12 protein-coding genes are annotated in these 13,322 nt (G+C 24.6%); all 12 read right to left on the reverse strand.

What is annotated here, in order from left to right:
* Positions 1 to 76: 76 nt before the first annotated feature.
* The 12 genes from BUA62_RS00190 to BUA62_RS00245 are packed head-to-tail and all read right to left on the reverse strand — an operon-like array spanning position 77 to position 13,251.
* Entirely contained in the window at positions 77 to 1,546 is a 1,470-nt protein-coding gene (locus tag BUA62_RS00190; protein ID WP_072862164.1) for a glycosyltransferase, read from the reverse strand.
* Positions 1,543 to 2,469, reverse strand: coding sequence for an MJ1477/TM1410 family putative glycoside hydrolase (locus BUA62_RS00195; RefSeq protein WP_072862166.1), 927 nt, complete (start codon positions 2,467 to 2,469; stop codon positions 1,543 to 1,545). Before BUA62_RS00195 ends, BUA62_RS00190 begins: the two co-directional genes overlap by 4 nt.
* Positions 2,470 to 2,473: 4 nt before the next feature.
* Positions 2,474 to 3,376 (reverse strand): carbohydrate kinase family protein, encoded by a 903-nt coding sequence (locus BUA62_RS00200; protein ID WP_159429478.1) that lies wholly within the window; start codon positions 3,374 to 3,376, stop codon positions 2,474 to 2,476.
* Between the two features lies 1 nt (position 3,377).
* Entirely contained in the window at positions 3,378 to 4,166 is a 789-nt protein-coding gene (locus tag BUA62_RS00205) for a nitrilase-related carbon-nitrogen hydrolase (RefSeq protein ID WP_072862170.1), read from the reverse strand.
* Entirely contained in the window at positions 4,163 to 4,708 is a 546-nt protein-coding gene (locus tag BUA62_RS00210) for a 5-formyltetrahydrofolate cyclo-ligase (protein WP_072862173.1), read from the reverse strand. Before BUA62_RS00210 ends, BUA62_RS00205 begins: the two co-directional genes overlap by 4 nt.
* Positions 4,705 to 7,008: a DUF2194 domain-containing protein gene (locus BUA62_RS00215; RefSeq protein WP_072862175.1), complete on the reverse strand. Its 2,304-nt coding sequence runs from the start codon at positions 7,006 to 7,008 to the stop codon at positions 4,705 to 4,707. Before BUA62_RS00215 ends, BUA62_RS00210 begins: the two co-directional genes overlap by 4 nt.
* Positions 7,008 to 8,423, reverse strand: a complete 1,416-nt coding sequence (gene pelG, locus BUA62_RS00220; protein WP_072862177.1) for an exopolysaccharide Pel transporter PelG — start codon at positions 8,421 to 8,423, stop codon at positions 7,008 to 7,010. Before pelG ends, BUA62_RS00215 begins: the two co-directional genes overlap by 1 nt.
* Position 8,424: 1 nt before the next feature.
* Entirely contained in the window at positions 8,425 to 9,831 is a 1,407-nt protein-coding gene (pelF, locus tag BUA62_RS00225) for a GT4 family glycosyltransferase PelF (protein WP_072862179.1), read from the reverse strand.
* Between the two features lies 1 nt (position 9,832).
* The gene (locus BUA62_RS00230) at positions 9,833 to 10,417 is read right to left on the reverse strand and encodes a hypothetical protein (protein ID WP_072862181.1); all 585 of its coding nucleotides are present in this window, start codon (positions 10,415 to 10,417) and stop codon (positions 9,833 to 9,835) included.
* A gap of 2 nt (positions 10,418 to 10,419) precedes the next feature.
* On the reverse strand, positions 10,420 to 11,367 hold the full coding sequence (locus BUA62_RS00235) for a hypothetical protein (protein ID WP_072862183.1): 948 nt from the start codon (positions 11,365 to 11,367) through the stop codon (positions 10,420 to 10,422).
* Positions 11,360 to 12,577 (reverse strand): hypothetical protein, encoded by a 1,218-nt coding sequence (locus BUA62_RS00240; RefSeq protein WP_072862187.1) that lies wholly within the window; start codon positions 12,575 to 12,577, stop codon positions 11,360 to 11,362. Before BUA62_RS00240 ends, BUA62_RS00235 begins: the two co-directional genes overlap by 8 nt.
* The gene (locus BUA62_RS00245; protein ID WP_072862189.1) at positions 12,574 to 13,251 is read right to left on the reverse strand and encodes a PilZ domain-containing protein; all 678 of its coding nucleotides are present in this window, start codon (positions 13,249 to 13,251) and stop codon (positions 12,574 to 12,576) included. Before BUA62_RS00245 ends, BUA62_RS00240 begins: the two co-directional genes overlap by 4 nt.
* Between the last annotated feature and the right edge of the window lie 71 nt (positions 13,252 to 13,322).

Consider the following 13,322-nt stretch of genomic DNA (forward strand, 5'->3'; position numbering starts at 1 on the left):
CCATTGAGTAATGGCTTTTAAAGCCTAAAACTCCCAGGAGCCCTATATGGGGCTCCCTTCTTTATAAAAAACGCCCTTAGAGGGCATTTTTATTATGTAAATATTCTAAAATTATTTTTTTATCAATATTTTTTTCTTTATTAAAAAAGAATTTTGGAATCTCCAAATAATTGATTTTTTTGATAGGATTTTTCAAATATTTTTCTATTCTTTCAAGATACTTTTTTGCAGTAATTTCCCATGTAAAATTCTCAATAACTCTTTTTTTACCCAATTCGGAATATTTTTTAAAATTTTCTAATCCTTCAATCATTCCATCTGCTATATTATTTTCATCAAATGGATCTATCAAAACTCCATATTTCCCTCTATCGAAAGCTTCCATTGGCCCACCATTTTTTGTAGCTACAATAGCCAATCCCACTGCTGCTGCTTCTATTGGAGCCAATCCAAACGGTTCATAGAATGCTGGTAAAACGAATATCGAATTTTTCTTTACAAAATATCTATACGCACTTGCTAATTCTTCCTGTCCCGGAACATCAAATAATGAAACTTTTCCCTTTAATCCATAATCTTCTATTATTCTTTTTATTTCATCTATTATTTTCTGCTCTTTTTCTGATAATTTGTTTATATCTTCAAAACTGTTAATTAATCCTCTAACAAATATTACAAGATTAGCTATTTGTTGAAGCTTTTTTGATTTTGCATAAGCTCTAATAGCTCCAAGATGATTCTTTTTTTCATCTACCCTACTTGACAATACTATATATTGCTTATTTTTTTCTTTTATATCTCTTGATAAATATTTTTCTATTTTTTGCCAGAATTCTTTGTCCATTTCTTTCTTTTCTGAAGAAAATATGTTTACATTAACACCTGGAGAAATCACTTCAAACTTATTATCATCATTAATATCTATTGCCTCTTCATATAATGGATGTGCATATTGTTCAAAACGCTCTAAATTAGTACTAACAATATTAAATGCTGAGCGGTTCATAGAAGTTCTTTCGGCATGAATCCTTATAGAGAAATTGTATTCTCTATCATAACTATCAAAGTTATGTATATTTACACCTAGTTTATCTATTTTTTGTGCCCCTAAAGAATGCGCTGTAAATGAAAAAGGAATATTTGTTATTTCTTCAAAAATAGCTCCAGTAATTCCTCCATCCCCATAATGTGTCGTAATAAAATCCGGTTTTTGATTTATGTTTTTATAATATTTAAAAATACCTTCAGCAAATTCTTTTAAATAAGGCCAAAGTAATTCTTTTCTTAAAAATCTTTCTCCTCCAAATGGAATTCTAATAATTCTAAGATTTTTAGTGTCATCATAAGAATCAATATTTTCTTTAAATTCTGGCCAATTTTCATCATCTATTTTTCTTGTAAAAATATCTACAAACACTCCTAACTTTGATAATTCTTTAGCTACTTCTCTAACATAAATAAGTTGTCCACCAAAATCCTGGTGTTCCGTCAATCGTGAATTATTTTTATCAAAATTACCCTGTGGATTAAAAAACGCTATCCTCACTTTTTCACCTCATTTTTAAAATATTTTAATGCTTTTGATATGTCGTTTAACTTTCTATTTTTATTAGCTGGATAACCATAAAATCCATATTTATTACATAAATTAATAAAATCAAATATCTTTTCTTCATTAGGGTTTCCTGGATCATAAATATAATCTGTTACTAACACAAATTTATCAGAATTCTTAATTGTTAATATATATTTCAATCTATTAAAAATATATTTTTTAGATCTTTTATTTTCACCTTTATAAAACAAGCTTTCTACACCTATACCGGAAATTGTATTTAAATATTCATTATTATAATCATATTCCAATATATTTTCCGCATTCTGGGGAACAATTAAAAATGCAGGTTCTTTTTTTCTGGCATATTTTGCTATTTCTATAACAAATTTTATCATTTCTGATGCTGTTATTTCTTTATCATAACCTCTTTCAGCCCAATACACATAAGTATCTACTAAATCCAGATAAACACCCTTAAATCCTTGAGATATTATTTTATCTAAATAATTAAAAATTATTTCTTTCCATTCATTATCCCAATACTTCACTTTATAATTCCCAGGCCAATTTGGATTCTCACCATCCAACCAACCTGGTGGATCATCATACCATTTATTTTGCCAATAGTATCTATAATCTTCAGCTTCACCTATACTTAGATATGCCAAGGTTATTATCCCTTTTTCATTTAATCCTTGAATTTCAGAAAACGAAAATTCATTTTCTTTGCTTCCATCTTTTGAATAATCAATTACTAAAAATTTTGGTTTGTAATAAATAGTAATATTATTTAAATTGATATGTGTTAATTGATATATAACTGGAACTTCAACCTTTTCAATAAATAACGTAAAAAAGATTGGACTACTTATTATTGCTATCAAAAATATAATAATAATATACTTTTCCATATTATCACCTGTATTTTTCTCTTATTTTTCTCCAATCACTTAATGGTGCTATTGCTCCTAAATATTTTAATTTTTCTGCTGCAAAAGCCAATCCCAACTTTGTAGATTCTAATATTTCAAGGTCATTTATTATACCAGTATAAAACCCTGACCACACTGCATCGCCTGCACCTGTAACATCAACTACTTTTGTAGCATATGTTGAAAGATGAATTTCATATTTTTTATTATAAACTAAAACTCCATCTTTTCCCAAGGTAAAAAGAATATTTTTTATTCCAAAATTCTTAAAATATTTCACATAATCCTCCAAAGATCTTTCACCAAAAATATTATTTGCATCATCTAAAGAAGGCTTTATGAAGTCAATATATGGACCTAATTTTTCCAAAACTTCTATTATAGTATAATTATTTTTCCATAACACTTTTCTATAATTTGGATCAAAACCTATTTTAATACCTTTTTCTTTTGCCAGTTCAACTAAATTTAATATTTTTTCAAGTTGTTTTGTTTCAGAAATAGCCCATGAGGAAATATGTATAATTTTAAATTTATTTATATTCAAGTCTTGTGGAATACTTAATTTTAAAGATGCGCTTCTGTAAGCTTTAAATTCGGGAGTACTTTCAGATTTATTTACAAAAACTATATCCGTATATACATCCTCTCTTTCACTTAAATAGTCTATTTTTACATTTTTTTCATTTAAATAATCTTTTATATATTTCCCAAAAGGATCTTTACCAACAGTAGATAATATATAACTCTCTATTCCTTGACGAGCAATATTTATTGCAATATTAGACGGTGAACCGCCAAAAAACTTTTGGAAAACGGTTGCATTTTCTAAAGAATTAGACTGCGTAATCATATCAATTAATACTTCACCTATTGATAAAAACATTTTATCTCTCCTTATAAAAATTTGGTTTTCTATCATCAAAAATATTATTATATTTATTTAATTTTTTGTTTAATGCTTCTTCCGGATCAATCTCTACAACCTTTACTTTATCACCTTTTTTTGGAAATCTTATTATTACTTCCCCTTTTGGATTTGTTATTTGACTCATTCCTGTAAATTCATTTGAATTTAAAACATTAACTTCTTCACCCCATCTATTTGAAGTAACTATAAACACTTTATTCTCTAAAGATCTTATCTTGTTAGCTTCCTGACAATATGGCATTACTAAATTCGCACTATGCGCAATTATTTGAGCTCCTTTTAAAGATAATGTTCTAAAAGATTCTGGGAAAAACCAATCAAAACATATAGCTAGACCTACTTTTACTCCATTTACATTTTCAACCCAAAAACCTGTATTCCCATTTTCAAAAAACAACTTTTCTTCATAAAACAAATGTGTTTTTCTATATATTCTGTGACTTCCATCGCTTTTTATCAATATGGAAGAATTAAAAAATAAATTCTCTTCTTTTTCTACAAATCCAAAAACCACATTTGTTTTTTTAGATATTGCAAAGTCTTTAAATGCTCTTATAGAAAAACCATTTTTATTTTCAGAAACCCATTCTACTTCATTTTTGGTATTAAAAGTATAACCAGTAAAAGCTAATTCAGGAAAAACAAATAAATCTGCATTTACATTTTTTATTAAATTTATACCTCTTTCAACATTCTCTTTTACTTGAAAGAGCTCTGGTCTAAATTGAACTAATCCTATTTTCATAAATTATCACCTTTTATAATTCTTTTTTCTGTAATAATAACATCCATTTTTATATCATGATTATACGTTGGAACATCTTTTAATATCTGAAAATCAAAAGCTGTTCCAATTAATAAGCCTTTTTTATATTTTGAAAAATATCTATCATAATAACCTCCACCATATCCAAGCCTGAACAATCTTTCATCAAATGCTATTCCTGGAATTAAAAATATATCTATTATTTTATTATAAATCTCTCCAACAGGTTCCATTATACCATATTTTCCTTTTTCAAACTCATCAAAAGAAGATATTTTTACAAAATACATATCCTTTCCTTTTATTTTAGGAAATAATATATCCTTATCTTTTAATAAATCAATTAAATTTAACAAATCCACTTCTTTTCTAAATGGATAATACATAGCTATACTTTTAAATTTTCTATTTTCTATATATTTTAAAATATTCGTTCTTATCAAATAGCTGTATCTATCATACATATCTTTTTCTAAACTCATTCTTTTTTTTAGCATTACTTTTCTTATACCATCTTTCATTGAACCACACCCAAAAACTCTATTTTCATAATATTATTCTTCATTTCAAGAATATACAAATTATTTTTGCGATAATAATGAATAACTCTTCCACCACTAATTTTTCTTATCGCCATCTTTGATTTTATCATAAAATATTTTGGAAACAATGATGAATCAGGAAGAATTATCTCTAAAATATTATTCTTCCAATAATATTTAACTTTTTGTGTTAAATAATCAAAGAAATATGGGTATGCTTCAGATGCTGTTTGATTTCTAAGCCATGGAAATTTTGTTTTTATTGTATTATAAAATTCTTCTAAATTAGAATACATTTCATCCCATGTCTTATTTTGTGGATTCCTATCTTCCGCAAACAAATCATCTGGATGTATGAAATGTTGGAAAGAACCAAAATTTGCTAAAGTATTTATTGTGGTTAAATATATTCTACTTAAAGGATAATATCCATAAGTAGAACGTGGAATAACTAATACAAAGTTATCCTTAATTAAATATTCAGAAAAATTATTTTTACTTTCATAACTTGTTCCAATTGTTTTTATAGTCGGAAGAGATTTTAATAAATATTTAGCTCCAAAATCATCAATTAAATTGTTTGGCGCAACATAACTACTTATTATTATAGGATGTCCCAATATCTTGCTGAGAAATTTTTTGGTTGCTTCTAAACTTAAAATAATATTTTCCGAATTTGCCCATCTATCTTTAGTTAATGAATTATGATTATATCCATGTAACCCCAATTCAAATTCTGAATTATCAATTTCTTTCATAGTTTTATACGGATTATTATTTTTACTAATAAAAAACTCTGTAAATTCAAAAGGTGGAACACTTGAACCATTATAACTTAAAGGTGTGACTATTGTATATTTTATATTATATTTTTCTGCAAATTTTTTTATTGCCGGCCACCAAATATTATAATAATATTCATCATCTGTAATTTTATTACCTTTATTATCGCTTTTTTCAATATTATAGGAAGGCAAAGGGAAATCATCTATATAAAAAATAAAAGAATTTAATATACCGGAAATTGATACTTCTTGCATCTCAAGAATTGTTTGTAAAATTAACCCTCTCAATTCCTTTAAAATTATATCTGGATATATATAACCAATATAACCACTTTTTTCTTTTTTATACCATATGATTGGAATTTCCGCATTATTTTCATTACTTAAATAAGCTAAAATCGTTTCTTCTTCTGTAAGTTGTATATCAAAAGATAAATTATAATATCTTTTAAGTATAGTTTCACCATTATTATTATTTCCTATTGGAAAAAGCTTATTTGAAAATATTATTTTTGTGATGTTTATATTATTTTCTTCTATGCTACTTTTCCATGGAGTGTTATTTAATATCGTGGAAAATATAAAAGAACCGCCATTTTCAATAAATCTTTTAATTGTTTTAGTTTTAACGTATTTCGCATCTGTATTCCATATTATGTATTTATATGGAAGTAAATCTATAAAGGATAAATTATAAAAATCATCTACATTAATCGCTTCAAAATTAATCTTAGCATAATCAAATATTTTATATAATTCTTTTTGTGATTTTAGATACCTCTCATTATCATATTTTGTTTTTATAATTAAAACCTTATTCTCCACACCAACTTTTCTGTTTAATAACTTTAAGATTAGCTTTTCAATATTTAAAATAATATTACCTTTTTTATCTATAAAACTTCCAAAAAGAGCCCCTCCTCCATTATCCGATAAAACAATCATAGGATATATATTATCTTTTACTTCATAAGATAATATTACATCTTCATCACCAAAAATGTTATACTTTTCTACTGGCTGTTTTATAGTTGATGATGGTATAGTTAAAAAATATTCATCTTCATAATTTATCTCATATTTTTCCAATTCTTTATATCCATACATATAATGCATACCAATTTTATTTAATAAATTATTTATCTCTCTAATATCAGATGTGACACCCAAATTATTAAAGAAAAAGAAAAAACCGCCATTCTCTACAAAAGAAGCTAATTGCCTTAAATATAAATGAGAATTATTTAAAACTGGAGAATAATACCAACTAATTACTCCAAAATACTTATTGCTATCAATTCTATAATAATTTAAGTCTTCTACATTTTTCAATTCATAATTTATTTTATATTTTTCCAAAACAGGAATTACATGGTATTTGAACATATATTCTCCATATTCTTCTGAGCTCTTATAAAGTAAAAGTAAATTCTTTTGAGGAAATAATGAAATAGTTGTAAAAAAAATTAGAATTATTAAAAAAAGTTTTTTCATTATTTTTCCTCCATTAATTTTTTTATATCCCTATAATAAATGTAAAATCCTTTTTTTACCAATAATTTTTGTCTATAATATTCTATTTGTATTAAATTTTCAATTTTCGTGAATAATATTTTGTATCCCAAAAAAACTCCTAAAGCAAAAGCAATTGAATAACTTGCACCTAAAGAATAAAACCCAAATTTTTTTATGAAAAATACACTTAAAATAAAATTAATTACAAACACAAAAATATTTAATAACAATGCATAATTTCTAAAATCAAAATACAACAATAGCAACATAATCATTAAGTAAAAAGAGTTTAACATTGCGCCAATTAATCCCAATCTTAAAATAGATTTAAAAATTTCAGGGACAAAAGGTAAAAGATTCAATTCGTTTAATATAAATAAAGAAAATGTAAATAGCATTTGTGCTTTAACTGTCAATATTATATCAAAGTTTAATTCTTTTTCCATGTCGTTTTTCCTTATTTCTATTTCTGAATAATTATATCCTTCAATTAATGAATTATAAAACAATTTATATTTTTTATAAAACCGTGTTTCTAAAACCAATATAAACATTGTTGCCGTCGGTATTATAGTTAAATAAGCTAAAAACATAGGACTATCATATATATATGAAAAGCGAAATCCATTTAAAGGCATTTCACCAAATTCTTTAGAATTCCAAGTTACGAAATCATCAATCCATAAAGCCAAATAATATGTAAAACCAATGAAAATATTTTGCCAATATTTATTTATTTCTTTTGTCCATTCAAAAGAAATATTAGTCTCCTCACCGAAATATATTAAGGTAATTAAATAATGAACAAATGTTCCAATATTTACTCCAAATGCATATCCTAAAATATAACCTATTGGATTTTCTTCAGTTCCAAGAAAATTAGATAAAATTATTGAAAAAAAGGCCATTATAACATAAGCAAGTATATACCAATTAACAGCATCGGTAGAAACAGAAGAAACTGAAATTAACCATAACGTTAATAATGAAACAGACAAATAAATAAATGAAAGTTCAAACCATATTTCATTTTTGTTAAATGTAAAAAAAATCATTATAACTAAGATCATTAACAACGAACTATATAAAATCATTCCCAATACTTCAGGTAAAATTTTTTTATATTTTTTCAAAAAAATTAAATCAGAAATTCTTCTCGATTCAAACATAACAAATAATCCGGAAAAAATAATAGAGATAACGAAGGAATATACAATAGCCACATTAAAATACAGATTTGTTATTTTAAATAAATTTAATATTATCCATAATGATAATGTGGTAATTATCCAAGGACCAGAAGAGATTATAACAGAATATGCTACAGCCAATAGATCGGTTGAAACACCACCTTCGTGAAACATTTTAGTTAATCTAAAACCAACCCCAGCCATTTCATTCCACCACCGAAAAATATAATTCTTTATAATTTTTTATCATTTGATCTAATCTATATCTTTTTTTTACACGGATTTTTGCTATTCTTGATGCATTAATTCTAAATTCATCATCTTCATATAATTTTATCAAGCCGTTAGCTAATCCCACAAAATCTTTTGGTTTTACAATGATTCCTGCATTACCTATAATATCTTCCTTTGTTCCATAAACCATTTCAGAACATGAACCAACATCAGTTGCAACTACAGGAATTCCGACTGAAAATGCTTCCAATATTACCAAAGGTTGTCCTTCACTAACGCTTGACAAAAGCAGCGTGTTGATATTCGTATAATATTTTAACACATTAACTTTTCCAGTGAACTCTATTGTATTTTCTAATTGAAAAACCTTAATCATCTCCAGACACTCATTATAGTATTCGGGTTCTTCATCTATTGGTCCAATTATTAATAATTTAAAATTAGGTATTTTTTCTTTTACCATCTTTGCAGCTTTAATTGCAGTTTTTATATCTTTAATTTCAACAACCCTACCTACTAATCCAACAATATACGGATCTTTTTCTTTTCTATATTCTAGCTGTGAAAATTTGTCATAATCAACACCATTCGGTATAATACACATCTTATTTGTATCATTACATAATTCCTTTTCAAAAAATTGGTTTTTTAAAAATAGGGTTGTTATTTTTTTAGAACCCTTATATACAAGAGCACTTATTGTGTTAAATAATTTAATCCATGCTATTCTATACTCATCTTTTATCCATCCTGCTTTTAATACTTCTAATTGTCGCTCTCTATGATAAATTCCATGTTCTGTTAATATAACAGGTTTATTATTTTTTATCCCATTCATAACTGCAACAATTCCTGCATATCCTGTAGTTATAGTATGGTACACATCACATTTTGGCAAGTCAACCGTCATTGAATTCAAAAAAGGTAACAACATTGATTGCAAAGTCCAAAAATAGTTAGTAAAATTTTCATATGGTATATATGCTTTGTAGAAATTTAACATTACATCCCAATAAATTTTTGATTTTAAAATACTTGTAAAATCATAATCATTATATTTTTGGAAAAGATCATATAAATTTTCAGCTATAGATTTTTCATCAAATGGGTATCTTAAAATATTTTTTAATTTATTACCAAAATCTTTAGTAATTTTCCTCTTATACTTAATAGTATAATTTGCAAACAAAAAATATTCAAAATAATCTACAACATTTTCTGGAAACAAATATTTTGGTTTTCTTATTTCTGGAGTAGCTCCAATATGAATGACACAAAATTCAACATCTTTCATACTTTTTATTAAAGTGTTTCCCCAACTTGAAACACCACCAGTTACGTAAGGATATGTTCCCTCAAAGATAAGCCCTACTCTCATATTATTCACCCTTGATATTAATATATTCTATAATAAGTTTTATATTGTCAATTTCAGTTTTGGTAAAATACTTGTAAAAATTTTGAATTTTTTCAGGAAAAAATAGATTTAACATGTATAAAAATAGCATTTTTTCTTTTTCTGATGATTCTTTTAATACTGCTTCTAAGTATTTTTCATTTTTAGAAAGTAGATAAGTTACTATTTTTTCATTTAAGGACATATCTTTTGTAAAGGTGAAAAGATAACTTGAATTCGAAAAATCTTTAAGAGAATTAAATAAAAAATCAAATTTCAATTTTTGTGCATATTTAAAAGTTTTATTATCTTTTAAAACATTAGAAATAGAAATAAGTTGATTTATAAGAATTAAATCTTTTTCGGTATAAAATTGTTTATTTTTAAGTTTTGACAAAATTTCTCTTTGTTTAATATATGAAGAACGCTTATTCCAAGATAGAGTTTTTATATAATCTGGATCAAAAGAATAATGAAATTTGTAATTAAAAATTATAATTAGTAAAATCAGCATAATAGTGAGAAAAAAAAGCACATAATAAGGTGAAAAAATTTTTTTCACATTCATAGTTATCCTCCCAATATATATTTTAAAGACTCATTTTTTGGTTTAAATCCTAACTTAATGTATTCAGATATTAATTCTTTTACAATAAAAAACTTTTTTTGTTTGATATAATAAAAAATAGCATACTCAAATATTTCCTGAGCTTTAAATTTTTTTATTTTTTTATTTAATAATTCTTCAATTGTTCTAAAATCTTTTAAAGACTCAAGTATCCTTAATGTATATATTATCAATCTTGGGCTATCAGGATATGTATTGATAACATTCTTTAATATTTTATAAGATTTCATTAGAATTTCATTTTTGTATTCCCCAGCTAAAAACCCAGAATTCGCATAATAATAGATATATTTTGCATAATTGATATAGTTTTCTAATGAATTAAGGTTTTCGCTATAAAATGAAATTTTAGAAATTAAAAAATTTTCTAAATTTGTCAATGCATCTGATGCATATAAAAGAACATCAGGGTGTAAATCATCACTTAATGCTTTGCGTATTAAATTTACACCTTCTATAAAATCCATTTTTTCAATTTTTATTGAGTTGAAAACGAACCTTACAACATATTTTCTTTGTGCAGGATCTCCATATTTTATAATAGTATTAAAAGGAGCTAAATCTATTGATAAATATTTTATATTTCTTGTTTCAATTAATTTATGTTCAGAAACTTCTATAGGTTTATATAAAGGTTTTAAATCAACTTTTTTAAAAAAAAATATTACTGGAAAAAAAGGGAAAAAAACAAAAAATAATAAATTTTTTGCTAATTGAAACTTAATACTCTCATCTTTATCATAATTGATAAAAATGGATATTAGATAATAAACAAAAACTAAAATGATTCCAAAAAAATATCTTTTTAATACAAATAAAAAGATACTTAAAACCCCACTGATTAATGAAATAATTATAAAGATGTATACAAAAAGCCTTTTATTACTCATCTTTTGAGTAAGCCTCCTGAATATTTATATAAGCATATTTTTCTAAGTTCTCTTTTACTCTTTTTAAACCTTTGGCAGAACATGAGGTTAAAATTATTTTAAATTCTTTTGTTTTTTCATCTAAAAACAAGAAATCTGTATCTCTTATAAATGATCTGATTTCTTCTACAGAAAATTTTTTATCATAAGTTCCACTTATAATAGAATATGGAATTTTGAATTTTTTAAATCTCTCCTCTATTTTTTCTAAAATTTTATTAAATTTTTTCATTTGGTAAAACATAGTATTATCATTATCTTGATTTAACTCTTTGGACGCAAGTAGAAGAGTACCTAACCAATCAGACAATATTTTTAAATAGGTTTCAGTATTTTTATTTATTTTTTCTGGATCAATAACTTCTACTGTAATAAAACCCAATACTTTATTATTGTCTGTTATACTAACTGCCATTGCAGGTTCATATTCAAAATTAAATTCTGTTTCTGTTAAAAACAGAACATTTGATGTCGCACTTCCAAATTCTTTTGCTGTAGATATAACAATAGACTTATCTACAGCAAAAGAATTTGGTAAAAATTGTTCTCCTTTTCGAACTTTTAACCGCAAAAAATTGTTTTTATTTAAAATGTATATAGAAACTGTTTTTGCATAAATAAATTCCGAAATTAGATCTATAGCTTCATTAAAAATATCTTCTGAATTATTATACTCAATATCTTTTAATTTTTCAACTAATAAAGACAATCCCTGTTTTTCTAAAATAAGTTTATGTTCGAGATCATCAGTTATATTTTTATATTTTCTAATATCATCTTCTAAATCATCAATTCTGCTTTTTAATAATTTTATTTGATCATATTGTAATTCAATTTGTTGAATATAAATATCTCTAAAAAAACCTATAATAAAACCAAGAGAAAATATAAAAAGTGGTATTTTTAAAATTTCCCAAGAAATAATTACATTGAAAAAATCATTTTTCACACTAAAAAAGACAGATAAAAAAACATATAATGTACTTATTACTCCAACTAAAATCGTTAAATTAATTCCATATCTAACAGCAATAAAAAGTGAAAATATGAAATAAGGATTAGGATTAAAAAAAACATAACCAAAATATTTATTTGTTAGATCTAAGACAAAAAGAAAGGTTAATATTATGAATATTTCTATATATTTATATAAATTTTTACTTAGTTTCATTTCTTGCCCTCTCTATCTTTGTGTTTTGATTTTATAGTATACAAGTTAATATATTGTACAATTTTTTTCTCTATTTTATAATCAATAGTAATAAATTTCATACCATATATTTTTTCATTATATATATTATCTCCAACAAATCTAACAACCCTTGCTTTTATATTTTCTAAAAAGAGATTTTTATCTATTAATAATTTTTTCAATGTATATTGTTTTTCTTTATATAATGTTTCTCTTAAAACTATTTGTATTCCCCCTGCGCTAAAATCTCTTGTTTCAAATGGAATATTTTTATTATTTTCATTATCGAGTAATAAACCTTCTCTAATTATAGGAATTCTATAAAAAAGTCTTTTTTGAATTTTAAATGCTATAGAAGGTAAATACACCAATATGTTTTCTTTCTCTACTTTTAAAAGTTTAGATTTAATTACTATATTTGATGAATTCTCATATATTCTCATATTTAATGTTTCTCCAGGAAATAACTTTAACCTTGAATTTCTATATATTGGTGGCAATATTTGTGCAATTTTCGAAGAAAAATCTAAGGAAATAATCCTGCTATTTCCTATGATATGCTGTTTTGGAATCTCTACATCGATTAAATCTCCAATAGACAATATTTTCCTCACTTTTATTTTTTCAATAAAAACGCTTTCATTATATTTCATTATCTATCTCCTTTTTATTCATCATGAAGAATTTTATATTAATATTATAACATATCTTCTATAAAGATATG

Origin of the sequence: Marinitoga hydrogenitolerans DSM 16785 (assembly GCF_900129175.1) — a bacterium.
Classification (GTDB): Bacteria; Thermotogota; Thermotogae; order Petrotogales; family Petrotogaceae; genus Marinitoga; species Marinitoga hydrogenitolerans.

Coding starts and splice junctions, on each gene's coding strand:
- BUA62_RS00195 (WP_072862166.1), bottom strand. CDS start 2,469: ATGGAAAAGTATATTATTATTATATTTTTGATAGCAATAATAAGTAGT.
- BUA62_RS00200 (WP_159429478.1), bottom strand. CDS start 3,376: ATGTTTTTATCAATAGGTGAAGTATTAATTGATATGATTACGCAGTCT.
- BUA62_RS00205 (WP_072862170.1), bottom strand. CDS start 4,166: ATGAAAATAGGATTAGTTCAATTTAGACCAGAGCTCTTTCAAGTAAAA.
- BUA62_RS00210 (WP_072862173.1), bottom strand. CDS start 4,708: ATGAAAGATGGTATAAGAAAAGTAATGCTAAAAAAAAGAATGAGTTTA.
- BUA62_RS00215 (WP_072862175.1), bottom strand. CDS start 7,008: ATGAAAAAACTTTTTTTAATAATTCTAATTTTTTTTACAACTATTTCA.
- pelG (WP_072862177.1), bottom strand. CDS start 8,423: ATGGCTGGGGTTGGTTTTAGATTAACTAAAATGTTTCACGAAGGTGGT.
- pelF (WP_072862179.1), bottom strand. CDS start 9,831: ATGAGAGTAGGGCTTATCTTTGAGGGAACATATCCTTACGTAACTGGT.
- BUA62_RS00230 (WP_072862181.1), bottom strand. CDS start 10,417: ATGAATGTGAAAAAAATTTTTTCACCTTATTATGTGCTTTTTTTTCTC.
- BUA62_RS00235 (WP_072862183.1), bottom strand. CDS start 11,367: ATGAGTAATAAAAGGCTTTTTGTATACATCTTTATAATTATTTCATTA.
- BUA62_RS00240 (WP_072862187.1), bottom strand. CDS start 12,577: ATGAAACTAAGTAAAAATTTATATAAATATATAGAAATATTCATAATA.
- BUA62_RS00245 (WP_072862189.1), bottom strand. CDS start 13,251: ATGAAATATAATGAAAGCGTTTTTATTGAAAAAATAAAAGTGAGGAAA.